Below are 26,445 nucleotides of genomic sequence, written 5' to 3'. Positions count from 1 at the left end.
TTTGTTTAAGTTCATCACTTAAACGTTTAAATCATTAACGTTTGCTTGTTCAGTTTTCAAGGTTCATGTCATTATCACTTTCAAAGTGACAACTTAAATTATCTTAACATAACATTCTATGTTGTGTCAACAACTTTTTTCAAAGTTTTTTTCACTGTCTTTCGAACAGCAACTTTTATATCTTACCATCTTGTTGATTTGTTGTCAACAATTCTTTTCGATATTCGTTGTTGTCCTTGCGACTTAAAATAATATACCACGATAATTTTAATTACGCAACCCTTTTATTTAAATTTATATGATTAATATTAATAACCCCATACAAAGTAACCCTGGGATGCCCAAAAGTGTAATCGTGACAACTGAGAAGGTATTGATTGGTAGGTGAAAGCCATATCGACTTAATACTATGTTCCCTACAAATAAAAGAACAATTACTACCGCTAGCTTAAACCAAAACATTGCAAAGTATTCAAATAGCGCACCAAATCGTTTGTTCTTCCTCACTAAAAATAAAAATAAGAGCAACAAACAGCCTAAAGCTATAATAATGTAACGCATCGCACCATCCTTTAAAGAACTTTAATGGTAACATATGCAGCTGTTGTCCCTCTTATTTCTACACTGGAGATATTCTCAATGATACACATTGTTTAATTTAATCCAACCGAGGTCCAAACCCCGGTTGAATTAAGTTAAAGTCCTCGGCGGATGTCATTGTTTTTTTAGAGGACCTTTTCGAGCAAGCTCATAAAAAAATACGGACGCAATTCCGCCGGGGCATAATTGACTCATTTAATTAAAACGCGTCGAATACGTGCTTCTTTATATAAATAATAATGAATGCTTTCTGCTCTTTTGCGCTCAGCAATAATATCTAGATTATAATCATCCATTAATTCTTCAAACACCTTCGCATTATGCAAATCATCTTTTGTCAATTTAATAGAAGAAACTAGTTTTTCATCAAACTCTTTCTTTAATTTTCCTTTGCGGGAAAATAGCATGACTAACCCCTCACTTTTATAGTTCGCGACGCCCTTCTAACGCCTTTGATAAAGTTACTTCATCTGCATATTCTAAATCGCCGCCTACCGGTAAACCATGTGCAATACGTGTTGTACGAATGCCTGATGGTTTAACGAGACGAGAAATATACATTGCCGTCGCTTCCCCTTCTATTGTAGGGTTCGTTGCTAATATTAGTTCTTGCACCCTTTCATCATGTAAGCGCGTTAGTAACGAGGCAACATTAATATCCTCTGGCCCTACACCGTCCATTGGGGAAATTGCTCCGTGTAAAACATGATACAACCCCTGGTAATCACGCATCTTTTCCATGGCAATGACATCTTTTGGATCTTGAACAACACAAATCATCGATACATCTCGTTGTTTATCCGAACAAATATGACACGGGTCAATATCCGTTATATGCCCACACTTCGAACAATACATTAAGTTTCGTTTTGCATCCACTAATGCCTTAGCAAAAGATAGAACGGTATCCTCCTTCATTGTTAAGACATGAAAAGCTAGACGTGCGGCTGTTTTCGGCCCAATTCCAGGTAATTTCATAAAACTATCAATTAACTTTGATATTGGTTCTGGATAATGCATTCATTCTTCCCCCTTTAAAAAGGCACACCTCGAATTAACTCGAGATGTGCTTCTACAAAAACGAACGATTCAATTAGAAAGGAAGGTTCATTCCTTGAGTGAATTTGCCCATTGTTGATGATGTTGTGTCTTCCACTTTTTTAAGTGCTTCATTTGTTGCCACAACGATTAAGTCTTGTAACATTTCGATATCTTCTGGATCTACTACTGATTCATCTAGAGCAACGTCTAATAATTGACGCTGACCGTTCATAACAACCTTTACCATACCGCCACCAGCAGTACCTTCGAATTGTTGTTCATTTAGAGCATCTTGTGCTTCCATCATTTCTTTTTGCATCTTTTGCATTTTCTTCATCATACCTTGCATATTACCCATACCACGCATAACTAAATTCCTCCTTATATTTCATTATCATTCTTCGACAACATCAACAAAATCTTTTCCAAATCGCTGTTCTGCTTCGACTATTATTGGATCTTGTGCTTCCACTAGTAGCGCTTCTTCTATAAAAGGTTGTTCTTCAAGTAAATGTGGTTGTTCAGATCCCTCATTTAAATTGGTTTCTTGTTTCTTTTGGTCTAAGCCATTTTCTTTTATAAAACTTTCTCGCAATTTGAGCCATGCTTGCTCTGGAATACATAGCACTTCATATTGAACGCCCGTCTCCATAGCAATTCCTTGTGTAAACAACGAAACAAGTGCTTTGTTGTCTGCTACCATTTGACAATGAATATCATACTTGAATTTTAACACAAAAGCATCCGAATTTGCCGCAACTGGCTCTGCATCAGCCAAAAGTGCTGCTTGGGATTTTTGCATTTGCGATAACGACATCGCCCAGGCAGCTTTAATCTTTTGAATGTCTGTCTTACTCGCCGTTTTCAAGACTTCCTTAATACGCCCGTTCGGAGGATTATATTGATTACCCACTGGTCGAACACGCTGTGGAGATGGGCCTTTTGCTTGTTGCGCTGGTGCCCCACCACTTTGCAATTGTTGTGATAATTGGCCAACGAGGTTTTCTAATGAACTTAATTTCCCCGCCAAAGCTGGATCTACTCCTGTTGTTACAGGCGCATTCCCTTTAAGTTGGGCCATTTTTAAAAGAGCTGTTTCTAAATAAATTTTCGTGTGATGTGAAAAACGCATTTCCTGTTGTGTTTTTGCTAAAATGTCAATAAACCCATACAGCGTGTCTGCCTCAAAATTTTGGGCTAATTCTACAAACTTTGGTTCACTTGAAATAAACTCCAACAACTCTTCTAACGTTCCATCCATTTGTAATAACAATAGATCACGGAAAAAAGTAATAAAGTCTTCCGCTAAACGTAGTGGCTCTTTCCCATCTGCGATTAAATTTTCAACAATACTCAACACGCGCGCGACATCTTTTTCTTTTAATAAACAAGCAATATCATAAAATGCATCTTGGCTAACCGACCCTGTCACAAGTAACACGTCTTCCAATTGAATGGATTCATTACTAAATGAAACAACTTGATCTAATAAGCTAAGTGCATCACGCATACCACCAGCTGCCGCTTGAGCGATTACTCTAAGCGCTTGCTCATCATAGTCCATTTGGATATCTTCAAGGACGATTTTCATTCGCTCGACAATATCTATAGAAGATAACCGTTTAAAATCAAATCGCTGACAACGCGAGATGATTGTTGCAGGAAGTTTATGTGGTTCTGTCGTCGCTAAAATAAATACCGCATGCTCAGGTGGTTCTTCCAATGTTTTTAATAAGGCATTAAACGCACTCGTAGAAAGCATATGCACTTCGTCAATAATATACACCTTAAAGCGTGCGTCCGCTGGTGCAAAACGAACCTTTTCGATAATATCTCGCATTTCCTCCACTCTTGAATTTGAAGCTGCATCAAACTCAATAACATCGGTATGCGATCCCTCTGTAATGCTTTTACATGTGGCACATTCATTACATGGCTCACTAGCAGGTGCGTTTTCACAATTTAACGCTTTTGCGAAAATTTTAGCTGTACTCGTCTTCCCGGTACCTCGAGGTCCTGAAAATAAATAAGCATGTGTTGTTTTATTCCCGAGGAGAGCATTTTGAAGGGTCCTTTTCACATGTGTTTGACCAGACATTTCACGGAATGATTGTGGTCGATAAACACGATAAAACGCTTGATATGTCAACCTTTCCCTCTCCTTTACCATTAAGATTTTATACTTTTTATTATAGCATATCCTTAACTGAAATATATTTCAAAATACGTCTAATTTATTTGATATAATAGTTACGATTTAATTATTTTCTACTAAAAAAACGCATTCATCTTTAATGATGAATGCGTTTGAATTGGCAATTTAATGCCGTGCACCTTTCTTCGACTGCCGCACATAAGCGTTACTTCTGTCGCTAGCTCAAGTTAGGCGACCCCGCGGCACATAAGTGATACCACTTAATGCTGCTTCCTTCCGGACCTGACATGGTTCATGGGTACTTATTGCGCAGGACCCAACCGTCAACACTGCGTGCAAAAGGCAGACCAAACAATACGGACAGCCTCAGAAAAGGAATTCAATCTTGCTAGAGCGGATTGCAAGTTACAGGGCACCGCTACCTCCCCATCTAGCACGGCACTACCTAGTATACTAAGCGCTTACTAAAAATGCAATAAGTTGCCTCTACAAATTTATAAAAATTATTATTGACTTAATTCTTTTTACATGATAAATTTATAAATGTCGAAAAAATGACATTACCAATTTGGAGGTATACCCAAGTTCGGCTGAAGGGATCGGTCTTGAAAACCGACAGGCGGGTAACACCGCGCGGGGGTTCGAATCCCTCTACCTCCTCCATTTTTAAATTCTACCGTTACTAGCTGTAACGGTTTTTTTATCTTATAGCACACAAAAACGCACTATATCTAAAAGATATAGTGCGTTTTTGTGTTTATATATGTTCTTTTCTTGTAAAATGAAATACTTAATATGTTTCAACAAAGGCGGTCTTTTCTTGGAAACAATACAGCCTCTTACAAAGATAATAAAGATTATTTTAATTATGGTCATTATTGCACTGCTAACTGCAATTGGTAGCGAAGTAAAAATTATGCCTTTTGACAATGCCCCCTTTCGATTTGGACTTGGCAGTATTATTTTCTTTTTTGCTCTGTTAATACGCCCTGTACCAATGCTAACAACAGGAATTATTACAGCAATTACCGTTATTACTTGGCGTACTGCATTTAATATGCTACAAAACGGGCAAGCTACCTTTCTTTCATTCATTGAATATATACCTGCAGGACTCTTTTATATTGTATTTGCTATATGTTTACGGTTTATCCCGTTTGAAAAGGTTAAAAAACATCCGTTCCTTTTAGGTTTATGCGGTATGTCCTTTGAAATCATCGCTAATACATCCGAGCATATTGCACAAGCTATCCTATATGCACCGCAGTTAAATACATCAAATTCCCTTTTACTATTTGGATTAGTTGGGTTATTACGAAGCTTTTTTGTTGTAGGTTTGTATAGTGCTATCACACTTTCCGAGCAAAAAAAGCAACTGCAACAATTAATGACCATCCAATCCGAATTGTTCGTGGAAGCGCTTTATATTAAAAAGTCGATGGATCAAGTCGAACAGTTAACTGCAAACAGCTATCAACTTTATAAAAAACTAAAAAAAATTGATTTGGATTTAGGGAAGGAAGCTTTATTAATCTCTCAGGAAATACATGAAGTAAAAAAAGATCATGAACGAATCTATGCTGGCTTAGCAAAAATTACGAATACAAAATTTAACGATACTTTCTTATTAACCGATTTACTCACTTTTATTGTAGAAGCAAATGAAAATTATGCGCAACTCCTACAAAAAGAAATTCACTTTAAAACCATTTGCCCTAACGATTTTAAAACGAAGCAGCATATTGCCTTATTAGCCATTCTAAATAATTTAATGGCTAATGCTATTGAAGCAATTGATCTAAAAGGTGTCATTACATTAGAGGTAAATGTTCATTCTGACATTACAGAGTTTATCGTAGAAGATTCAGGAATGGGCATAGATAAACATCTATTACCGGTTATTTTTGATGTTGGTTACACGTCAAAATTTAATTCATCCGGCAAGGCATCAACAGGTATTGGGCTTTCGCATACGAAAACGATTATTGAAAATTTACATGGTTCCATAACGGTAACAAGCGGACAGTTGACACGCTTTACTGTTTGGATTCCAACAAAACTTTTACGTGAGGAGGAAAACTAACAATGCGATATTTTATTGTTGATGATGATCGCGCTAGTCGCGTAATGCTATCCACCATCATTGATGAATTCGAATTAGGGACTGTTATTGGGGAGGCCAAAAACGGGGTAGATGCTATCCCGCAAATCCTCATGATGCAGCCAGAATTTGTTTTGATTGACTTATTAATGCCCCATCTTGATGGGATTGAAACAATTGAACATCTTCATCAAAATGGATTTGAAGGCAGTTTTATAATGATTTCTCAAGTCGTCAATAAAGAAATGGTAGCTGAAGGTTATGAAAAGGGTATTGAGTTTTTCATTCATAAACCAATCAATAAAGTTGAGGTACAAATGGTGCTTAAACGGACAGAAGAAAAGCATCGTTTAAAAAACTCCATTATGGCAATTCGTCAATCTCTTACGAATTTTGAAGTGCCCGATGTTAAAAATATGAAAAAGACGACACGAGATCATATTCAATCTATTTTAAACGATATGGGCATTGTCGGCGAAGTCGGGAGTGAGGACATCATTCAAATTATCGAACAATTGCTCATCGAAAAGCATAAAATTGCACCACTTCCGCCACTGAAGGAAATTTATGAAAAAGTGGCTATGCTGACAAAAAATACACCTGATGATGTTTTAAAAGAAAGTAAAGCAATTGAACAACGTGTGCGCCGTACTATTTTGGCAAGTATGATTAATTTGGCAAATCTTGGCATTGTTGACTATACAAATTCGGAATTTGAATATTATACACCGCGCTACTTTGACCTGACGGATATTCGCTACTTAATGCAACAAATAGAAAATAATGACCAACGAAAAGCAAAGGTAAACATAAAAAAGTTCATCCAAGTTTTATATTCAGAAATAATTAGTAAAGCAGATTAGTCGGATTTTGTCGGATTCTGTATTTATCTTTTAGAATTGGTTTAGGCTAGTCCTAAATCTAATTTTATTAGGAGGAACTATAATTTGAAAAAGTTTAAAATTAGTTTAGCCGCACAAATTTTAATCGGTTTGATTTTAGGGGTAATTGTAGGCGCTGTCTTTTATGGCAATGCCAACGTGCAAACTTATTTACAACCTGTAGGTGACATTTTCTTAAATTTAATTAAGATGATTGTTGTCCCGATTATTATTTCGACTTTAATTGTTGGTGTGGCTGGTACTGGTGACATGAAGCAATTAGGTCGTCTTGGCGGAAAAACGCTTATTTATTTTGAGGTTATTACAACAATTGCGATTATTGTTGGTTTATTGTCCGTGAACATTTTCCAACCGGGTGTTGGCATTGATATGAGCTCTTTAGAAAAGTCTGATATTTCTGCGTATGAAGAAACAACAGCTCAGCAAGAAGAGGCCGGTCCACTGCAAATTTTAGTTGATATTGTACCTAGTAACATTGTCTCATCAATGGCTGCAGGTGATATGCTTGCAATTATCTTCTTCTCGGTTATCTTTGGTCTTGGTGTTGCCGCGATTGGAGAACGAGGGAAGCCTGTTCTTGCATTCTTCCAAGGGACCGCTGATGCGATGTTCTGGGTGACGAACCTAGTTATGAAATTCGCTCCATTTGGTGTATTTGCATTAATTGGGATTACTGTTTCTAAATTTGGATTATCTTCACTCGTTCCACTTGGGAAATTAGCGCTCTTAGTTTATGGGACGATGATCTTCTTTGTAATCTTTGTTTTAGGGATAACAGCGAAGATCTGCGGCATTAATATCTTTAAATTAATTCGTCTAATTAAAGACGAGCTATTATTAGCATTTACGACATCATCATCTGAAACTGTATTACCACGTATTATGGAAAAAACAGAAAAGATGGGTGCACCAAAAGATATCGTTTCATTTGTTATTCCAACAGGTTACTCATTCAACTTGGATGGTTCAACACTTTACCAAGCAATTGCTGCACTCTTCATTGCACAAATGTACGGTATTCATTTATCAATTATCGAACAAATTACATTAATGCTTGTATTAATGGTTACATCAAAAGGAATTGCAGGAGTACCTGGCGTTTCATTCGTTGTACTATTAGCTACATTAGGTACTGTCGGTATCCCAATTGAAGGTTTAGCATTTATTGCAGGTATTGACCGTATTTTAGATATGGGACGTACTGTTGTAAACGTTATTGGGAATACTTTAGCTACTCTTGTTATTGCGAAATGGGAAAAACGCTTTGATGTAAAGCAATTTGCTGAATATCAAGCAACTAACTTAAAATAAATAACTAATAGGACATCTCTCAGTAAAAGTAGATGTCTAAAATGAAAAACGCATCATTCCAATTTTTACGTTGGAATGGTGCGTTTTTCATGGAAATACAAAATTAATTTATCTATTTTAATACCTTAGCCAAGTATGCTCGAATCGATTGCTCGCCGTTATGTAGTGCTTGTTGTTCACGCATCTCATCTTTTGCAACCTTATCTTCTGCTGCTTGGATTACCCGTTCAACATCTGCTTGTGGAACAATGATAACTCCGTCAATATCCCCAATAATATAGTCGCCTGATTGAACAGCAACGCCCCCCAACGATATAGCTCCCCCTACCACACCGCCACCATGTTTATTACCAGCTGCAACTGTCGTTCCCAATGAAAACACAGGGAAATTAATCTCCCTTGCTGCTGCTAAATCACGAATAACACCATCCACAACAAAGCCTTGTACGCCTACACCTTGTGCAAGCTGCATAACAAAATCCCCAGCAACTGCACGATTCGTATTGCCTTTTGCATCAATGACTAAAATATCCCCTTTTTCCGCTTTACTAATCGCTTCTAACACTGCCCCATTTTCCCCATCTGGTAAGCGCACTGTTAATACTCGCCCCGCTATTTTAAAGTGGTCCGCTAATGGCTTAATTGATGCATCAACATTTGTATGTCCCCCTGTTGCATCAGAAATAGCCGTCGTTGGTAGTGCGAGCAAGCGTTGTTCGAACGTTGTTATTGCTGTCATATTCCCATCCCCTTTTCATATGCTTTTACAAACACCTAAAATTTGTAATTACTACTTAGCATAATAGATAACTCTTTCCCATTGCAATGTTTTTTCTGAAGATTCCGTTACATTCTTCTCCATTTGGGGAATACTATTTACACTTGAAAAGGGGGCTTATATATGAACAATCCACTAATTCAACAATCCATTAATGACACTGGAGAGCCTATTTATAAAATGACAACCTTCGATATTGATGTCGTTGCTCGATTAACAGGGGGAATTGCGCCCACTATTGCTTATTTCCATAAAGACAAGGAAGTAACAGATGATATACGCGCCATTCGCTTTCATTTTGATAACCCTGCCTCTTATATTGAAGATTACAACACGTTCCAATCGATGCTGTTCGAAAAGGAGCAGAGGGCAATTAATGAACTATATGAATCCATTAGCATCAAACCAAAAAACATGTCTAGTGGTATGCAGCTTGTATGGAGCTTTTTCGTCTTTCTGCTCGTGACAGTTCCACTTTTAATAGCGGTCTTTATCTTAAAATAATTTCAAATCAAAAAGAGGTATTTTGATATAAAATCAAGACACCTCTTCTTCAAGCTTTCTTATTTTCGCAAATGGCTCGTTTGTTCCAACATATGACCAATACGTGCCACAACACGCTCTACTTGTTCTGGATTTTCCATTAAATCATAATCATTAATATTAATACGTAGCACTGGACAAGCGTTAAAGTCATTAATCCAATTTTCATAGCGGCTATGCATTTCTTCCCAATAGGCATGTGGTGTTTGCTGTTCCATCTCACGCCCGCGCTCTTGAATCCGCCCGATGACATCTTCAATCGGTCCCTCTAAATAAATAAGTAAATCTGGATGTGGGAAATATGGAGTCATCACCATTGCGCCAAATAAATTCGTATACGTTTCGTAATCTGTTGGCGTCATCGTCCCTTTATCATAATGCATTTTTGCAAAAATCCCCGTATCCTCATAAATCGAACGATCCTGAATAAAGCCTCCACCATATTCAAAAATACGCTTTTGCTCTTTAAAACGCTCTGCTAAAAAGTAAATTTGTAAATGAAAGCTCCATTTCTCAAAATCATCATAAAACTTATCTAAATAAGGGTTTGTATCAACCTTTTCAAAAGATGTTCGGAAATTTAATGCGTTTGCTAATGCATTCGTCATCGTGGACTTCCCGACACCGACCGTTCCTGCAATCGTAATAACTGCATTTGCTGGGATGTTGTATTTATCTCGTAAATTCATAATTACCGCAAACTCCTTTGTTGCAACTTTTCTGTAATAATTTTTAAAATGTTTTGCATATCTTCTTCATTTTTTACGAAATCAAGCGCGTCTCCATCAAGATGAATGACCGGTATTTCGGGATACATTTTCTCAAAACGACCAATAAATTCATGATAATCCGCCGAGAGCTGCTTCATATAATCGCGTGTAATATTCTTTTCAAACTCCCGACCACGCATCGCAATTCGTTCCATCAACGTATCCAGGCTTGCATGCAAATAAATGACCATATTGGGCTTTGGCATATCCTTGGTCAATATTGTATAAATGGCTTCGTACTTCTCATACTCCGACACCTTTAATGTCCGCTTTGCGAAAATCAAATTTTTAAAAATATGATAATCAGCTACGACCGAACATTTTTTTTCTAAAATATGATTAATATCCGAAAGTTGCTTGTAACGATTGCATAGGAAAAACATCTCTGTTTGAAAGCTCCACTCATCTATATCCTCATAAAACTTCCCTAAAAACGGATTTTCATCCACAATCTCTTTTAACAAATGGTAGTCAAACGCCTCAGAAATTGCTTTTGATAACGACGTTTTCCCCACACCGATCGGACCTTCTACTGTGATAAACGGCTCGGACACTAGAAGTCCCCCTTCTCTATATAGTCAGTGCTTTTCATTTTATCACAGTGATTAGGTGACAACAAAAAAATTAATTTTGTATGGAGCGAAGGGATTAGTATTGAGGAAAATTAAGATGAATCTTTTAAATATGGAAAAATTAATACAATGCTAATAGGAAATCCGGTGTATTATTAGTTCCCTACTTTTTGAAATCGCCTGTATTTCGAAGCCATGCTACAATGAACGGAAGGAGCGATTGAATATGACAACAACTAATAAAGATCGATACTATATGGAAATCGCGCTAGAAGAAGCGCAAAAAGCTGCTGCGTTAGGCGAGGTGCCGATTGGTGCAGTTATTGTCTACCAAGATGAGATTATTGCACGCGCACATAATTTACGAGAAACGACGCAAAATGCATTAACACACGCGGAAAGCATGGCCATTCAAGAAGCCTGTAAGAAGATTGGGAGTTGGCGCTTAGAGGAAACGACCCTTTACGTCACACTGGAGCCTTGCCCAATGTGTGCAGGTGCTATATTACAATCGCGGATTCCACGCGTTGTGTACGGTGCGCGTGACTTAAAAGCGGGCTGTGTTGATTCCTTATACCGCCTTTTAAACGATGCGCGATTTAATCATGAATGCGAAGTGACAGAAGGCATTTTAGCGGAGGCATGTGGGCAAGTTTTAACCGACTTTTTCCGCGCATTGCGTGAACGAAAAAAGGCTGAAAAACGATTAAGAATAGAATAGAATAGCTAACAATGGCATACTTAGTATCTTAACAGCATGAAATGACAGCTCTTCTTACCCCATAAGTAGGAGGCTTACTATGATTGGATTTACTTTATTCGACTCCACCCATATCATCTGGCTTGTTAGCATTAGTAGTGCATTAATTTTTTCGATATACTTTTATAAGTTTTCTAATATAGTAAATCAACGGATTTATTTGAAATGCATTTTTTGGTTATTACTTGTTTTAGAATGTGCAAAACAGCTCTTTTTACTTGTTCAGGGACAGTATTCCTACTGGAGTCCACCACTGCATTTATGTGGGCTTGGCATTTTTATTACAGGTTGGCATGCTTATTTTGGGAGCCGTACAACCGCAACGATACTATATGCCTTAACATTACCTGGTGCTGCCATTGCACTCATTTTTCCAGGATGGACAGCTGATCCAGTAGGTAGCTTTCTCCATGTGCATAGTTTTTTATTTCACGCATTATTGCTCGCTTTTATTATCCCTTTGCTCGTAACGAAACAACTTGATTTACGATGGCAAGATTTATGGCGAGCAGTCGTATTTTTGGCACTCACTGTACCATCAATTTACTTATATAATAGCCATTTTCAGACGAATTTTATGTTTTTAAACCGACCTGTTTCAGGAACACCACTGCAATGGTTGTTTGATGGATTCGGTGCATCGGGTTATTTAATGAGCCTTGCACTCGTTTTATTACTATTATGGATTTTAATGTACTTACCCTTTTCAAAAAGCAATAAGGGCTAAAACCATCTTCACTTTAGCCCACTCTTTGTTATTCACCCATTTTAATAATAATACGCGAATTATCTCCTGTTGCTAATAAATCAAAGCCTTCATTAATTTCATCAAGCGTAATAATATTCGAGAGTAATTGATCCACCGGTAATTTCCCAGTTTTCATCATAAGAAGATAGTTTGGGATGTCTCGCTTCGGTACACAGCTTCCTAAATAAGAACCTTTTAATGTTTTTTCCTCTGCTGTTAATGTAACGTATGGGAAAGAAAATTTATGCTTTGGATGTGGGAGCCCCGTTGTCGTAGTTGTCCCACCGCGCTTCGTAATCGCATAGGCAACTTCCATCGCCTGAACAACACCCGCTGTTTCAAAAGCAAAATCAACGCCTCCATTTGTATAAGCTTTTACTCGCTCTACAACATCCGTATCTTTTGAATTGAAAACAGCTGTCGCGCCTAATTCTTTCGCCTGCTCAAGCTTATGACTATTAATATCAATGGCAATAACCTCACGCGCACCAGCTGAAATTGCACCAAGCAGGGCACTTAAGCCAATCCCCCCCAATCCAACAATAGCTACCGAGCTACCAAGTTGCACTTTGGCTGTATTAACGACGGCACCCACACCTGTAATTACCGCACATCCAAATAAGGCAAGCTTTTCAAAAGGTAAATCTTCTTCTACTTTAACAAGGGAACTTTGCGATACAACTGCATACTCAGAAAATGCCGAAACACCGACGTGATGGCCAATCTTTCCATCCTCTGCATGCAGGCGTTGACCACCACCAAGTAATGTCCCGTCACCATTCGACTTTGCACCTGGTTCGCAAAGTGCTGGACGTCCTTCCGCACACGGAATACATTGCCCACAACTTGGAACAAATACGCAAATGACCTTATCACCAGGCTCGAACCCTTCTACACCTGCCCCTACCTCTTTTACAACACCGGCAGCTTCATGTCCAAGCGCCATTGGTAAAGGACGTGGACGACTTCCGTTAATTACGGATAAATCCGAGTGACATAAACTCGCTGCCATAATTTGAATTAATACTTCTCCCTCTTGTGGTCCATCCAATTCTATTTCTTCAATATGAATCGGCCTACTTTGTGCATACGGTTGTGTGGCGCCCGAGGTTCTTAAAATTGCTGAACGAATTTTCATACAATCCCTACCTTAGATTAGTTTAATTCCAATAAATTTAATATCCGACATGCCTTCAATCGCATAACGGATACCCTCTTTCCCTGTTCCACTTTCTTTCACACCACCATATGGCATATGATCGTAGCGACGCACGGATGCCTCATTAATCCACACACCGCCCACCTCTAAACGATCAGCGAATTTAAATGCACGGTTAATATCCGATGTAAAAACGCCTGCTTGTAAGCCATATACGGTATCATTTGCTGCTTGTAGCACTTCTTCTTCATTGGTAAAAGGGAGTATTGCAACAATTGGAGCAAACACTTCCATACAAACAACTTGCATAGTGGGGTTAACGTTTTCGATAATCGTAGGTGTAATAATTGTTTTGTTACGTGTGCCACCCGTACGAATCTTTGCACCTTGCAACACTGCCTCTTGGATCCACTCTTCTGCGCGTATAGCTGCCTCTTCAGTAATCATCGGACCAAGCTGCGTAGTTTCCTCGGCAGGATCTCCCACTACTAAACTTTCAACTTTCTGATGTAACAAACTTATGAATTCGTCATAAATAGCTGCTTCCACATAAATTCGCTGTGCGGATACACAAGCTTGACCTGCAAACGTATAGCCTGCCATCACAATTGTTGTAGCTGCATGTTCAAGATTCGCATCGGCAAAAATAATATTAGGAGCATTCGATCCTAATTCTAATGTGACAGGCTTTCTTCCTGCTAACTCTTTAATACTCCAGCCTACTTTGCCACTTCCTGTGAACGTCACCTTTTTTACGGCAGTATGCGTAACGAGTGGTTCCACTAATTCCGTTCCAGGTCCTTGAATAATATTTAAAGCCCCCGATGGTAACCCTGCATCGGCAAATAAGTCATATAGTAAGACCGAAGAAAGCGGTGTTTTTTCAGCTGGTTTTAAGACAATGGTATTCCCTACCGCAATCGCTGGAGCAATTTTATGTAGGGCTAAATTTAATGGGAAATTAAATGGTGTAATCGCTGCAATCACACCTAGTGGTACACGCTTCGTAATACCAATTTGTCGCTCGCCACCAATTGCACTATCCATTGGGATTTGTTCACCGTGCAAACGCTTTGCTTCTTCACTTGCAAATTGTAATACTTGCACCGCACGCAGTACCTCACCCCTTGCTTCATTAATTGGCTTGCCCGCTTCTTGGCTAATAGTTTTGGCAAATTGTTCACCACGTTCTTCTAATAATTTCGAAGCATTTGCTAAAATCTTGCCCCGCTCATGGGCTGGCATTTCTCGCATCGCTGTTGTAAAAGTTATTTGTGCCGTATTTACCGCTTCAATTACTTCTTCTTTAGTTGCACAATAAATTGTTGCGAGCTGTTCGCCACTATATGGGTTACGTACTGCTAATGTTTGCGCCTTTTCATTAACAAGATGCTCACCATTAATAATGGAGCCAATTTTTTGCATAATTGATCCCCCCTTAGCCTGTTTATATTACCTTGTCCCTCAGCATGATAGTGACAAAGCCATCCAAAGAATATACTTAGGGTGTGCTATCTATTATTCGTAATAGCCATCTGTTGATTTAACAAAGGATTTAAATTGTTTCGCGTCATGACCAAACCAAATTTCTGAGTCATTGTGCGTTGCAAAATCACGAATACGCTCAACTGTGGAATTATAGCCGACTGAATCATATAAAATGCCCGGTGGCTTTACCGGTGGACCATAGCTTTCTTCTGTATAAAGTGCATCAGAAGCAAGTAAGACATTTCCATGCCCTGGAAGCTCAACATGCAAACCTAGCATGCCATACGCATGACCTGGTCCAAAGTTAATAATTTTAATTCCGTCTACTAAAGGCACTTCTTTTTCATGTGGCTTAATCGTACGCCATCTTAACTCTTTTTGAATCCATGCCATAACATCGCCCCAAATATATGCCCCCATATCTTTAGTCAGTGCAAAAGCCTTCATTACATTAGACAACTCTGAATCGTGCACAATAATTTCTGCATTCGTAAATAACTCTAAGCAGCCTGCGTGATCTAAATGTAAATGTGAGGCAACTACATATTTAATATCCTCAGGGCGTACTTTTAATTGCTCTAAACGGTTAATTAAATAGCACTCCTCACTTTGGAATGCTGGGAATAATTGCTGTACTCCCTCTGGCCAACGCCCATCTTCCCCCATACCATCTGGATTACATCCTGTATCAAATAAAATCTTACCTTCTGGGTGGTCAATCAATACTGCATAAACTGGAAATTCAACAAATTCCGCTGGCGTATTTGGATTCGTGATACTTGCTGGATTGTGCATCGCAATCATATAATTTTTATCCATCTTCATCGTCCCCGTATCAAGCACATACACCTTTTTATTACACATATTTATTCCTCCCGTTTATGTTTTATTTTTAATTTCCTGATGATTATTTTGGGTCAAGTAACGGCAACCCCACCACCTCTTAATGAATTGTTATAAAAGAAGCATGTTCAAATTTTAAAGACAATTAAAGAAGGTAATTTCGTGCTTGGATGCCAGCTATTAGAGCCACATATTACACATGCTAGTCTAGATGTACTTCTAAATGGAAAACTAAAATACCAGAGATTCTCGGTTTGTATTCGACATTCCACTTTTTACAATATATTTAACCTACCTCGAAATATACCAAGCAATTAAATATTCGTAGGATTCAATTAATGAAAAAGAACAAGGCTACTCATTACGAATAGCCTCGTTCTTTTTTTGCCTTATAAATGAATCAACTATGTCCTTTATAACATCTTCTCAAATACAATTTTATGACGACCCTTTGCATCGGTAAATGTCGAGGTAATTTCGAAGCCTGCTTTTAAATTTACAATTAGCATCGCTTTCCTTTCATTACGACCATATGTGCGAACGCGGGTATAACCATGCTGCTTGCACCACTCATGCTGTGCCGTCATACATTTCGTCGCAACACCACGCTGTTGAAACTCCGGATGAACCCCACCAAGCCAGCTATAAAACACACCATCTGGCTGCTCATATCCAAGCTTAAATCCTGCAACAACACCCTCTTCTACAGCGACGACAGCTAGTAAATTTACCTTTTGCTGAAGCTTGTCCTCTTTCAAAATTGCCCCATCAAAAACCGCGCTATGTACTTGTTGAATGCCATCTAAAATAGCTCTTGGTATTTCTTGCTGAAATAATTGAATTTCCATTTTACTTATCTCCCCTACAGTTCAAAAAAGGGGCAACTCCATAAAAGAGTCCCCCTTCTCATTATTTTGCTGTAATAACTTCTACGCCACCCATGTATGGACGTAATACTTCTGGAATAACAACAGAACCATCTGCTTGTTGATAGTTTTCTAAAAGCGCTGCTACTGTACGACCAATTGCTAAACCTGAACCGTTTAATGTGTGTACATATTCAGGTTTTGCATTTGCTTCACGACGGAAACGGATATTGGCACGACGCGCTTGGAAATCTTCAAAGTTTGAACAAGAAGAAATTTCGCGGTACATATCTTGTGCTGGAATCCATACTTCTAAATCGTATTTCTTAGCTGCTGTAAAGCCTAAATCTGCTGTACACATTTTTAATTTGCGGTATGGTAAGCCTAATAATTGCAATACTTTTTCAGCATGACCTGTTAATAATTCTAATTGCTCATAAGATTCTTCTGGTTTCACAAAACGCACTAATTCGACTTTATTAAATTGGTGCTGACGAATTAATCCGCGTGTATCACGACCAGCTGAACCAGCCTCTGAACGGAAGTTTGCACTGTAAGCTGTAAATGCTTGTGGCAACATTTCTGCTGTTAAAATTTCATCGCGGTAATAGTTTGTTACGGGCACTTCAGCTGTTGGGATTAAGTAAAAGTCTACTTCATCTTCCTCACGCACTAATTTGAATACATCCTCTTCAAATTTCGGTAATTGACCTGTACCTGTTAAGCTATCGCGGTTGACGATTTGTGGTGGCAACATTTCTGTATAGCCATGGTGATCCGCATGTAAATCCATCATAAAGCTAATTAACGCACGCTCTAAACGCGCACCTAATCCTTTATAGAATAGGAAACGACTTCCCGCCACTTTTGCACCACGTTCAAAATCCACGATATCTAAATCTTTTGCGATATCCCAGTGTGCTTTTGTTTCGAAATCAAATGTAGGAACATTCCCCCATTTATAATCTTCTACGTTATCTTCCTCTTCCGTTCCAACTGGTACAGACTCATGTGGGATATTTGGTAAACGCATCATCATATCTTTGAATTCTTCTTCAATTGCATTTAATTCCGTATCAAGTGCTTTAATTTCATCGCCTACTTGACGCATGCGTGCAATAACTTCTGTTGCATCTTCTTTATTACGTTTCATGACAGAAATTTGCTCTGATACTTTATTACGCTCAGCCTTTAATTCTTCTGTTTTCGCAATTAATTCACGGCGTTTTTTGTCTAGTGGCTCAAAGTTATCTAAGTTACCTAAATCTTCATTACGAGTTAGAAGCATTTTTTTCACTTCTTCAAAATTCTCACGAACACGTTTAATATCTAACATATTTTCTTCCTCCTAAGTCAATTGAATTGATGATATTGCGCACTTTAATGCGTTAGTGTATTAGTAAAGAGAACACAAAAAAGCCCTCCATCCCTATGAAAGGGACGAGAGCTACCCGCGTTGCCACCCTAATTGAATAGAACAAGTCTATTCCACTTACTTCATAACGACTTTGGTAAGCCGGCCAAGTTAAAAAAATTCAACTCAGCATCTCCAGGACGGATTCACAAGTGCCTTTATCAGCTTCCACCAACCGCTGACTCTCTTTGAAAAAACAGACTTGCTACTACTTCCTATCATCGAATTCAACTATAAATTTAACCATACTGTACTATATACAACTCATTTTTGCAAGTTTCCGCTAAAACATTCCTAACGAAAGTGGATTATGCTATACTTTTTTGACATTGTTCATTTATTAAAAAGTCTATAATTTAACATAGTCAATAAGGAGGCGATTTTATGCTTTTTTTTCAATTGCAAAAGGATAACACTATTCCCCTATACGAACAGCTTTATATTGGTATAAAAAATGCCATCTCAAAGCAGCAATTAGCTGTCGGTGCCCGATTGCCATCCAAACGCGAGCTCGCTGACTTTTTTAGTATTAGTCAAACGACCGTTGAACTCGCTTATGCCCAGCTACTTGCAGAAGGCTATATTATGTCTAAACCGCGTGTAGGATACTTTGTAGAGGATATTGACGAGCTTCCCTTTGTCATTCCAGTAAACTCTGAAATACATAGTATTCCAAAGGAAAAAACTACATATGCCATTGATTTTTCTACGGCTCAAATTGATGAAAATTCCTTCCCTTTTACAATTTGGCGTAAATATGCAAAGGATGTACTCGATACACCTTTCAAGCACTTATTACAAACTGGTGAGCGACAAGGTGAGTTAGCACTACGGATTGAAATCGCCAACTACTTGCATCAATCACGCGGTATTAAATGTACCCCTGAGCAAATTGTTATTGGTTCGGGAACAGAGCAACTCCTGCCGATGATTTTAAAGTTATTTGATGACAATACTCGTTTAGCACTTGAAAATCCAGGCTACTCGCCGATTCACCCAGATCAGTTAAAACAGCGGGCCATCCCGGTACCCATAGATACTGATGGACTCATCATTGAAGAATTACAAAAAACCTCTGCAAATTTAGTTTATGTGACCCCTTCACATCAATTCCCAACAGGGGCCGTTCTATCAGCCAATCGGCGCACACAACTTTTGAAGTGGGCAGCACAGGCATCAAACCGCTATATTATTGAAGATGATTATGATAGCGAGTTTCGCTATATCGGAAAGCCAATCCCAGCATTGCAAGGTCTGGATCAAAATGAGCGGGTGATTTATTTAAGCACATTTACCAAATCATTAATGCCATCATTACGCGTGGCCTTTTTCGTTTTACCACCTGCTCTGTTAAAACGTTATCAAACTGATTTTATTTATTATTCAGCAACCGTTCCTCGATTTGAGCAACATATTTTAGCGAGCTTTATGAAAGATGGACATTTTTCAAAACATTTAAATCGAATGCGTAAAATTTATCGGAAAAAGCATGATAAGATAATCGAAATTTTTTCTAACCAATTTCCTGAAGTTCATGTTTCAGGTGATGCAGCAGGGACACATTTGCTCATTTCCGTACCTCATCATCAAAATGAACAACAGCTCCATGTTATTGCATTAGAAGAGGGCATTCACATAGCCCCACTATCAAACTATACATTAACCGAAAATCAATCTCGTGAACGTGTTTTTTTATTAGGCTTTGGAAATATTCCTCTGACATTATTAGAAAGCTACATTCAACAATTAATGGCCTGTTGGGGTATTCAAAAAAGGGACTGATCCTTTAAGAAGGGACCATTTTCATTGGATGATGGTCCAACCAATATATCTAGTCCACTATGTGTCCATATAGCCATCATTTTTTATGTCCACAGTATGAACACTCAAACCCCGTTTAAAATTAACCTATCTAATTCTTTATGAAATAAATATTTACTGTGTAATTTATTCAAAAAAACACATAATTCTCAAATTGAGAATTATGTGTTCATCATTTAAAATTAATTAAACTGTTCCACCGATAAATCCAAATATACCACTCCATAAATTACCGAAGAAGCTCCCGATTCCTTGGAAGAATAGTGATACCTTCCCTGCACGTTCTACACTTTCTGTTGTCACGACATCTGCAGTAATACTTGAACCATCAATATAGCCATAATCTGTGCCTTCTGTACGTTCTACTACAACTTTCCCGACAACTTTACCAGCTTTGACATCAGCTTCTAATTCATCTGTATCTAAAGCTAATTTAGGCACATATAAATCTTTTTCATTCGTATTAACCATTACCGAAATAGGTTCTTTTACAGCAATATTTACTGTATCTTCTTTACCTTTTATAACAGGTATTGTTTTTTGTTTTTCGAAAACGTAATTGGCTGGAATAATTTCATGTTTCGTAAATTGCCCAAAGCCATAATCGAATAATTTCGCTGTTGCATCAAAACGTGCCTTATAAGAGCCTACTCCTTTTGAATCTACTGCCTTCATTACAACAGCGATTAAACGCGTATCTCCACGTTTCGCTGTTCCTGTAAAGCTATGTCCTGCAAAATCCGTTGTACCTGTTTTTAGTCCATCTACACCTTCATATTTATAAACAAGACCTGGTAGCATGAAATTCCAATTTGACATTAAAATTGCGTCTGAAGTACCTTCACGGAATACCTTCTTCTCAATTTTTGCTGTTTCTAACATTTCCGGGTGATCTTTTAATAAATGATACGCAAGCTTTGCCACCGAGCGAGCAGGCATAACGTTCTCATCATTGGCGCCCGTTCCTTCAGGGTGCTCCCCTAGTAAATCTGAGTTATTTAAACCTGAAGAGTTAACGAATTTATAATTTTCTAAGCCTAACTCTTCTGCCTTTTTATTCATTAACTTTAAAAATTCCTTCTCTGTGCCAGCAATTGTTTCAGCAATCGCAATCGTTGCTGCATTGGCAGAGTAAATTGCCATAGCTTCATACAATTCCTTAATTGAATACGTACCATCTTCTCGTAAAGGTACATTACTTAATAAACGATTTTGGGAAACTTTATATGTATACGGTGTTACGTTATATTGTTGCTCCCATGTTACTGTACCTGCTTTAATTGCATCAAGTAATAAATACTCCGTCATCATCTTCGTCATACTTGCAATTCCAAGTGATGTTCCTGCATTTTGTTCATATAAAATCTTTCCTGAATCTGCGTCAATTAAAATTGCTGCATCTACTGTTAATCCTAAATCTGTTGCCGCATTTGTTGTAGCGGGTGCTATTCCTAACATGCTCAGTAACATTATCGGAATCAATAAAAAACTAAGCATTGATTTTGTGTTTACTTTCTTCACAAGGCTACCTCCAAATAATTTTTATTTTTCTTGTCTCCGTCATTTTATCATACAGCCCACTCAATTGGGGCTCCCTTTTCATAAAAAAACGCTACTATCGTTGTTTTGACGACAGTAGCATCTAAAAGTTGCATGTAATTATTGGATAGAGTAGTTTGGTGCTTCTTTTGTAATTTGTACATCATGTGGATGAGACTCACGTAAGCCTGCACCCGTCATTTTAATAAATTGAGATTTCTCACGTAAATACTCAAGGTCTGGTGCACCACAGTAGCCCATACCTGCACGAATACCACCAAGTAATTGATGAATCGTATCTGCTAAAGGCCCTTTATAAGGAAGACGACCTTCAATGCCTTCTGGAACTAGTTTTTTCGCATCTTCTTGGAAGTAACGATCCTTAGAACCTTTTTCCATTGCGCCAAGTGAACCCATACCACGGTATACTTTGAAACGACGACCTTGGAAAATTTCTGTTTCACCAGGAGATTCTGAAGTACCTGCAAGTAATGAACCAAGCATTACGACATGTCCACCTGCTGCAAGAGCTTTTACAATATCACCTGAATATTTAATACCGCCGTCAGCGATGATTGTTTTACCATATTCACGAGCAATTGAAGCTGCATCATAAACTGCTGTAATTTGAGGTACACCTACACCTGCAACTACGCGAGTCGTACAAATTGAACCTGGACCGATACCTACTTTAACAACATCAGCACCTGCTTCAAATAAAGCACGAGTACCTTCTGCTGTCGCTACGTTTCCAGCAACAATATCTAATTCTGGATAAGCTGCACGGATATCTGAAATTGTATTTAAAACGCCTTGTGAGTGACCGTGCGCTGTATCGATTACGATAATGTCTACTTGTGCTTCTACAAGCTTTGCAATACGCAACATTGTGTCTTTAGAAACGCCCACCGCTGCTCCTACAACTAGACGACCATGTGGATCTTTAGCAGCATTCGGGAATTCGATTACTTTTTCAATATCTTTAATCGTAATTAAACCTTTTAACTTACCGTCTTCATCAACGATAGGCAATTTCTCGATTTTATATTGTTGGAGGATTTTCTCTGCATCTTCTAATGTTGCACCGACAGCCGCCGTAATTAGATCTTCTTTCGTCATTACATCATCAATTTTTAAAGAGTAATCTGAAATAAAACGTAAATCACGATTTGTAATAATACCTACTAACTTTTGGTCTTCCATATTATTTACAATAGGAACACCTGAAATGCGGTATTTGCCCATTAAGTGCTCTGCATCAAATACTTGATGTTCTGGCGTTAGGAAGAATGGATTTGTAATAACGCCGTTTTCTGAACGTTTTACTTTTTCGACTTCTTCTGCTTGCTCATCAATGCTCATATTTTTATGAACAATTCCGATACCACCTTGACGTGCCATAGCGATTGCCATTTTTGCTTCTGTTACAGTATCCATCCCTGCAGAAATCATTGGAATGTTTAACTTAATTTTCTTTGTTAATTGTACAGATAAGTTTACATCTTTCGGTAAGACTTCAGAGTGTGCTGGTACTAATAATACATCATCAAATGTTAAGCCTTCTTTAGCAAATTTTGTTTCCCACATTTTTGAGAATTCCCCCTATATAAAAGAATATTATTGTAAGATTATCAACGTGAACCTCCGCTGTCAAGAATCTTCAAGAAGTAAAATAATTCGGAATATTAAAGTTTCTATAAAATGATATTTATTTATCATACTACATCTTTCAATAATAAGAAAAAAATCTATATTAAATGTTACTTTTATAAAGTGGTTATTTTTCAAAAGTTCATTCTTATTTTTATTTACTAAAAAACCCACTGATTTCTCAGTGGGCCTTAATGTGCGAAGCGATGTCCTACTCTCACAGGGGGAAGCCCCCAACTACCATCGGCGCTAAAGAGCTTAACTTCCGTGTTCGGTATGGGAACGGGTGTGACCTCTTTGCCATCATCACTTCACTTATTCGGCTTCCAATACACGGCGCTATCCTGCGTCAACCGTCTTCGCTCAATCAGTCACGTACTTAAGTACGCTCCTTCATTCGCTCAGTTGTTTCCTTGACTAGCTTGTGTCTTGAAACCCTAAGGTTAGAAAGATTATTCTTTCAAAACTGGATAAACGTTTCATTGAATTGTGCAATAAATTGTGGTTAAGTCCTCGACCGATTAGTATTCGTCAGCTCCATATGTCGCCACACTTCCACCTCGAACCTATCTACCTGATCGTCTTTCAGGGGTCTTACTTACTTGCGTAATGGGAAATCTCATCTTGAGGGGGGCTTCATGCTTAGATGCTTTCAGCACTTATCCCGTCCACACATAGCTACCCAGCGATGCTCTTGGCAGAACAACTGGTACACCAGCGGTGTGTCCATCCCGGTCCTCTCGTACTAAGGACAGCTCCTCTCAAATTTCCTACGCCCACGACGGATAGGGACCGAACTGTCTCACGACGTTCTGAACCCAGCTCGCGTACCGCTTTAATGGGCGAACAGCCCAACCCTTGGGACCGACTACAGCCCCAGGATGCGATGAGCCGACATCGAGGTGCCAAACCTCCCCGTCGATGTGGACTCTTGGGGGAGATAAGCCTGTTATCCCCGGGGTAGCTTTTATCCGTTGAGCGATGGCCCTTCCATGCGGAACCACCGGATCACTAAGCCCGTCTTTCGACCCTGCTCGACTTGTAGGTCTCGCAGTCAAGCTCCCTTATGCCTTTACACTCTACGAATGATTTCCAACCATTCTGAGGGAACCTTTGGGCGCCTCCGTTACTCTTTAGGAGGCGACCGCCCCAGTCAAACTGTCCGCCTGACACTGTCTCCTACCCCGTTAAGGGGCATGGGTTAGAAGTTCAATACAACCAGGGTAGTATCCCACTGACGCCTCCTTCGAAGCTGGCGCTCCGAGATCTCTGGCTCCTACCTATCCTGTACAAGTTGTACCAAAATTCAATATCAGGCTACAGTAAAGCTCCACGGGGTCTTTCCGTCCTGTCGCGGGTAACCTGCATCTTCACAGGTACTATAATTTCACCGAGTCTCTCGTTGAGACAGTGCCCAGATCGTTACGCCTTTCGTGCGGGTCGGAACTTACCCGACAAGGAATTTCGCTACCTTAGGACCGTTATAGTTACGGCCGCCGTTTACTGGGGCTTCAATTCGTAGCTTCGCTTGCGCTAACCACTCCTCTTAACCTTCCAGCACCGGGCAGGCGTCAGCCCCTATACTTCACCTTACGGTTTTGCAGAGACCTGTGTTTTTGCTAAACAGTCGCCTGGGCCTATTCACTGCGGCTCTCATGCGCTTGCACGCTCAAGAGCACCCCTTCTCCCGAAGTTACGGGGTCATTTTGCCGAGTTCCTTAACGAGAGTTCTCTCGCACACCTTAGGATTCTCTCCTCGACTACCTGTGTCGGTTTGCGGTACGGGCACCTCTCACCTCGATAGAGGCTTTTCTTGGCAGTGTGAAATCAGGAACTTCGTCCATACGGACTCGTCATCACAGCTCAACGTATTAGTGTGCGGATTTGCCTACACACACGCCTTACTGCTTGAACAGAGACAACCAACGCTCTGCTTACCCTATCCTACTGCGTCCCCCCATTTCTCAAACGGTGAGGAGGTGGTACAGGAATATCAACCTGTTGTCCATCGCCTACGCCTATCGGCCTCGGCTTAGGTCCCGACTAACCCTGAGCGGACGAGCCTTCCTCAGGAAACCTTAGTCATACGGTGGACGGGATTCTCACCCGTCTTTCGCTACTCATACCGGCATTCTCACTTCTAAGCGCTCCACCAGTCCTTCCGGTCTGACTTCAACGCCCTTAGAACGCTCTCCTACCACGCATCCATACGGATGCATCCACAGCTTCGGTGAATCGTTTAGCCCCGATAAATTTTCGGCGCAGCGTCACTCGACCAGTGAGCTATTACGCACTCTTTAAATGATGGCTGCTTCTGAGCCAACATCCTGGTTGTCTAAGCAACGCCACATCCTTTTCCACTTAACGATTACTTTGGGACCTTAGCTGGTGGTCTGGGCTGTTTCCCTCTTGACTACGGATCTTATCACTCGCAGTCTGACTCCCGTGTATAAATATCTGGCATTCGGAGTTTGTCTGAATTCGGTAAAGCGAGATGCCCCCCTAGTCCAAACAGTGCTCTACCTCCAGTATTCTCAATCACGAGGCTAGCCCTAAAGCTATTTCGGAGAGAACCAGCTATCTCCAGGTTCGATTGGAATTTCTCCGCTACCCACACCTCATCCCCGCACTTTTCAACGTACGTGGGTTCGGGCCTCCAGTAAGTGTTACCTCACCTTCACCCTGGACATGGGTAGATCACCTGGTTTCGGGTCTACGACCACGTACTAATTCGCCCTATTCAGACTCGCTTTCGCTGCGGCTCCGTCTTATCAACTTAACCTCGCACGTAATCGTAACTCGCCGGTTCATTCTACAAAAGGCACGCTATCACCCATTAACGGGCTCTAACTACTTGTAGGCACACGGTTTCAGGATCTATTTCACTCCCCTTCCGGGGTGCTTTTCACCTTTCCCTCACGGTACTGGTTCACTATCGGTCACTAGGTAGTATTTAGCCTTGGGAGATGGTCCTCCCAGATTCCGACGGAATTTCACGTGTTCCGCCGTACTCAGGATACATTCAAGAGGGAATGAGGTTTCACTTACAGGGCTTTTACCTTCTATGGCGGGCCTTTCCAAGCCGCTTCAACTATCTCATTCTTTTGTAACTCCGTATAGAATGTCCTACAACCCCAAAGAGCAAGCTCTTTGGTTTGGGCTCTTCCCGTTTCGCTCGCCGCTACTCAGGGAATCGAATTTTCTTTCTGTTCCTGCAGGTACTTAGATGTTTCAGTTCTCTGCGTCTGTCCTCAACACGCTATGTATTCACGTGAAGATACTATGCGATTAAACATAGTGGGTTCCCCCATTCGGAAATCTCTGGATCAAAGCTTACTTACAGCTCCCCAAAGCATATCGGTGTTAGTGCCGTCCTTCATCGAC

General features: G+C 39.6%; 22 protein-coding genes, 1 tRNA gene, 2 rRNA genes, 1 other RNA gene and 1 other annotated feature (1 of these 27 cut by a window edge). Of the genes, 8 read left to right on the top strand and 18 right to left on the bottom strand.

The features are described from left to right. Positions 1–294: 294 nt before the first annotated feature. The 6 genes from MHI10_RS00180 to ffs all read right to left on the bottom strand — a co-directional run bounded on the left by MHI10_RS00180 (position 295) and on the right by ffs (position 4,235). Complete coding sequence (locus tag MHI10_RS00180; protein WP_340781957.1) at positions 295–561, bottom strand: pro-sigmaK processing inhibitor BofA family protein; 267 nt, start codon at positions 559–561, stop codon at positions 295–297. A 230-nt stretch (positions 562–791) separates the two neighbouring features. Next, entirely contained in the window at positions 792–1,007 is a 216-nt protein-coding gene (locus MHI10_RS00175; RefSeq protein WP_340781956.1) for a YaaL family protein, read from the bottom strand. A gap of 16 nt (positions 1,008–1,023) precedes the next feature. Beyond that, a complete protein-coding gene (gene recR / locus MHI10_RS00170) occupies positions 1,024–1,620 on the bottom strand; it encodes a recombination mediator RecR (protein WP_340781955.1) in 597 nt (198 codons plus the stop codon). Between the two features lie 73 nt (positions 1,621–1,693). Continuing rightward, positions 1,694–2,008: a YbaB/EbfC family nucleoid-associated protein gene (locus MHI10_RS00165; protein WP_340781954.1), complete on the bottom strand. Its 315-nt coding sequence runs from the start codon at positions 2,006–2,008 to the stop codon at positions 1,694–1,696. Between the two features lie 27 nt (positions 2,009–2,035). Continuing rightward, complete coding sequence (dnaX, locus tag MHI10_RS00160) at positions 2,036–3,790, bottom strand: DNA polymerase III subunit gamma/tau (RefSeq protein WP_340781953.1); 1,755 nt, start codon at positions 3,788–3,790, stop codon at positions 2,036–2,038. 177 nt (positions 3,791–3,967) lie between these two features. Further along, positions 3,968–4,235: signal recognition particle sRNA large type (gene ffs / locus MHI10_RS00155), an RNA gene on the bottom strand. 131 nt (positions 4,236–4,366) lie between these two features. On the opposite strand from ffs, the gene MHI10_RS00150 reads away from it, so the two are divergent. The 4 genes from MHI10_RS00150 to MHI10_RS00135 all read left to right on the top strand — a co-directional run bounded on the left by MHI10_RS00150 (position 4,367) and on the right by MHI10_RS00135 (position 8,110). After that, positions 4,367–4,459: transfer RNA gene (locus MHI10_RS00150), tRNA-Ser, on the top strand. A 157-nt stretch (positions 4,460–4,616) separates the two neighbouring features. Beyond that, positions 4,617–5,879, top strand: a complete 1,263-nt coding sequence (locus MHI10_RS00145) for a sensor histidine kinase (protein ID WP_340781952.1) — start codon at positions 4,617–4,619, stop codon at positions 5,877–5,879. 2 nt (positions 5,880–5,881) lie between these two features. After that, positions 5,882–6,760 carry a response regulator gene (locus tag MHI10_RS00140; RefSeq protein WP_340781951.1) on the top strand — a complete coding sequence of 293 codons (879 nt, stop codon included), beginning with the start codon at positions 5,882–5,884 and terminating at the stop codon, positions 6,758–6,760. A gap of 84 nt (positions 6,761–6,844) precedes the next feature. Next, on the top strand, positions 6,845–8,110 hold the full coding sequence (locus MHI10_RS00135; RefSeq protein WP_340781950.1) for a cation:dicarboxylate symporter family transporter: 1,266 nt from the start codon (positions 6,845–6,847) through the stop codon (positions 8,108–8,110). Between the two features lie 112 nt (positions 8,111–8,222). Here the strand turns inward: MHI10_RS00135 and MHI10_RS00130 are convergent, their stop codons facing one another. After that, positions 8,223–8,849: an RraA family protein gene (locus MHI10_RS00130; protein ID WP_340781949.1), complete on the bottom strand. Its 627-nt coding sequence runs from the start codon at positions 8,847–8,849 to the stop codon at positions 8,223–8,225. Positions 8,850–9,011: 162 nt separating this feature from the next. Between MHI10_RS00130 and MHI10_RS00125 the strand changes: the two genes are divergently transcribed. Next, the gene (locus tag MHI10_RS00125) at positions 9,012–9,392 is read left to right on the top strand and encodes a sodium:proton antiporter (RefSeq protein ID WP_340781948.1); all 381 of its coding nucleotides are present in this window, start codon (positions 9,012–9,014) and stop codon (positions 9,390–9,392) included. Between the two features lie 59 nt (positions 9,393–9,451). Here the strand turns inward: MHI10_RS00125 and MHI10_RS00120 are convergent, their stop codons facing one another. After that, entirely contained in the window at positions 9,452–10,120 is a 669-nt protein-coding gene (locus MHI10_RS00120) for a deoxynucleoside kinase (protein WP_340781947.1), read from the bottom strand. Between the two features lie 2 nt (positions 10,121–10,122). After that, positions 10,123–10,755 (bottom strand): deoxynucleoside kinase, encoded by a 633-nt coding sequence (locus tag MHI10_RS00115; protein WP_340781946.1) that lies wholly within the window; start codon positions 10,753–10,755, stop codon positions 10,123–10,125. A gap of 244 nt (positions 10,756–10,999) precedes the next feature. Between MHI10_RS00115 and tadA the strand changes: the two genes are divergently transcribed. Continuing rightward, a complete protein-coding gene (gene tadA, locus MHI10_RS00110) occupies positions 11,000–11,494 on the top strand; it encodes a tRNA adenosine(34) deaminase TadA (RefSeq protein WP_340781945.1) in 495 nt (164 codons plus the stop codon). Positions 11,495–11,573: 79 nt separating this feature from the next. Then, positions 11,574–12,260 carry a YwaF family protein gene (locus tag MHI10_RS00105; protein ID WP_340781944.1) on the top strand — a complete coding sequence of 229 codons (687 nt, stop codon included), beginning with the start codon at positions 11,574–11,576 and terminating at the stop codon, positions 12,258–12,260. A gap of 28 nt (positions 12,261–12,288) precedes the next feature. On the opposite strand, the gene MHI10_RS00100 is transcribed toward MHI10_RS00105, so the two are convergent. The 5 genes from MHI10_RS00100 to serS form a co-directional block, all read right to left on the bottom strand. Beyond that, on the bottom strand, positions 12,289–13,419 hold the full coding sequence (locus MHI10_RS00100) for a zinc-dependent alcohol dehydrogenase family protein (protein WP_340781943.1): 1,131 nt from the start codon (positions 13,417–13,419) through the stop codon (positions 12,289–12,291). A 12-nt stretch (positions 13,420–13,431) separates the two neighbouring features. Continuing rightward, complete coding sequence (locus MHI10_RS00095) at positions 13,432–14,865, bottom strand: aldehyde dehydrogenase family protein (RefSeq protein ID WP_340781942.1); 1,434 nt, start codon at positions 14,863–14,865, stop codon at positions 13,432–13,434. Positions 14,866–14,958: 93 nt separating this feature from the next. Then, positions 14,959–15,792, bottom strand: coding sequence for an AhlS family quorum-quenching N-acyl homoserine lactonase (ahlS, locus tag MHI10_RS00090; RefSeq protein WP_340781941.1), 834 nt, complete (start codon positions 15,790–15,792; stop codon positions 14,959–14,961). A 392-nt stretch (positions 15,793–16,184) separates the two neighbouring features. Further along, positions 16,185–16,619, bottom strand: a complete 435-nt coding sequence (locus MHI10_RS00085) for a GNAT family N-acetyltransferase (RefSeq protein ID WP_340781940.1) — start codon at positions 16,617–16,619, stop codon at positions 16,185–16,187. A gap of 61 nt (positions 16,620–16,680) precedes the next feature. Continuing rightward, a complete protein-coding gene (serS, locus tag MHI10_RS00080; RefSeq protein WP_340781939.1) occupies positions 16,681–17,973 on the bottom strand; it encodes a serine--tRNA ligase in 1,293 nt (430 codons plus the stop codon). Positions 17,974–18,070: 97 nt separating this feature from the next. Continuing rightward, positions 18,071–18,282, bottom strand: a binding site (T-box leader). A gap of 153 nt (positions 18,283–18,435) precedes the next feature. On the opposite strand from serS, the gene pdxR reads away from it, so the two are divergent. After that, positions 18,436–19,833, top strand: a complete 1,398-nt coding sequence (pdxR, locus tag MHI10_RS00075; protein WP_340781938.1) for a MocR-like pyridoxine biosynthesis transcription factor PdxR — start codon at positions 18,436–18,438, stop codon at positions 19,831–19,833. Between the two features lie 225 nt (positions 19,834–20,058). Here the strand turns inward: pdxR and MHI10_RS00070 are convergent, their stop codons facing one another. From MHI10_RS00070 to MHI10_RS00055, 4 genes are all read right to left on the bottom strand, one after another. Beyond that, the gene (locus MHI10_RS00070) at positions 20,059–21,369 is read right to left on the bottom strand and encodes a serine hydrolase (RefSeq protein ID WP_445683202.1); all 1,311 of its coding nucleotides are present in this window, start codon (positions 21,367–21,369) and stop codon (positions 20,059–20,061) included. 162 nt (positions 21,370–21,531) lie between these two features. Then, the gene (gene guaB / locus MHI10_RS00065; protein ID WP_340781936.1) at positions 21,532–22,998 is read right to left on the bottom strand and encodes an IMP dehydrogenase; all 1,467 of its coding nucleotides are present in this window, start codon (positions 22,996–22,998) and stop codon (positions 21,532–21,534) included. 261 nt (positions 22,999–23,259) lie between these two features. Then, positions 23,260–23,375, bottom strand: a 5S ribosomal RNA gene (rrf, locus tag MHI10_RS00060). A gap of 187 nt (positions 23,376–23,562) precedes the next feature. Continuing rightward, positions 23,563–26,445, bottom strand: a 23S ribosomal RNA gene (locus MHI10_RS00055) (it continues 44 nt past the right edge of the window).

It is taken from the genome of Solibacillus sp. FSL K6-1523, assembly GCF_038005225.1.
In the GTDB taxonomy this organism is placed as follows: Bacteria; Bacillota; Bacilli; order Bacillales_A; family Planococcaceae; genus Solibacillus.
The sequence above is the reverse complement of the archived record's forward strand: the minus strand, read 5'-3'. Positions and strand labels throughout refer to the sequence as shown.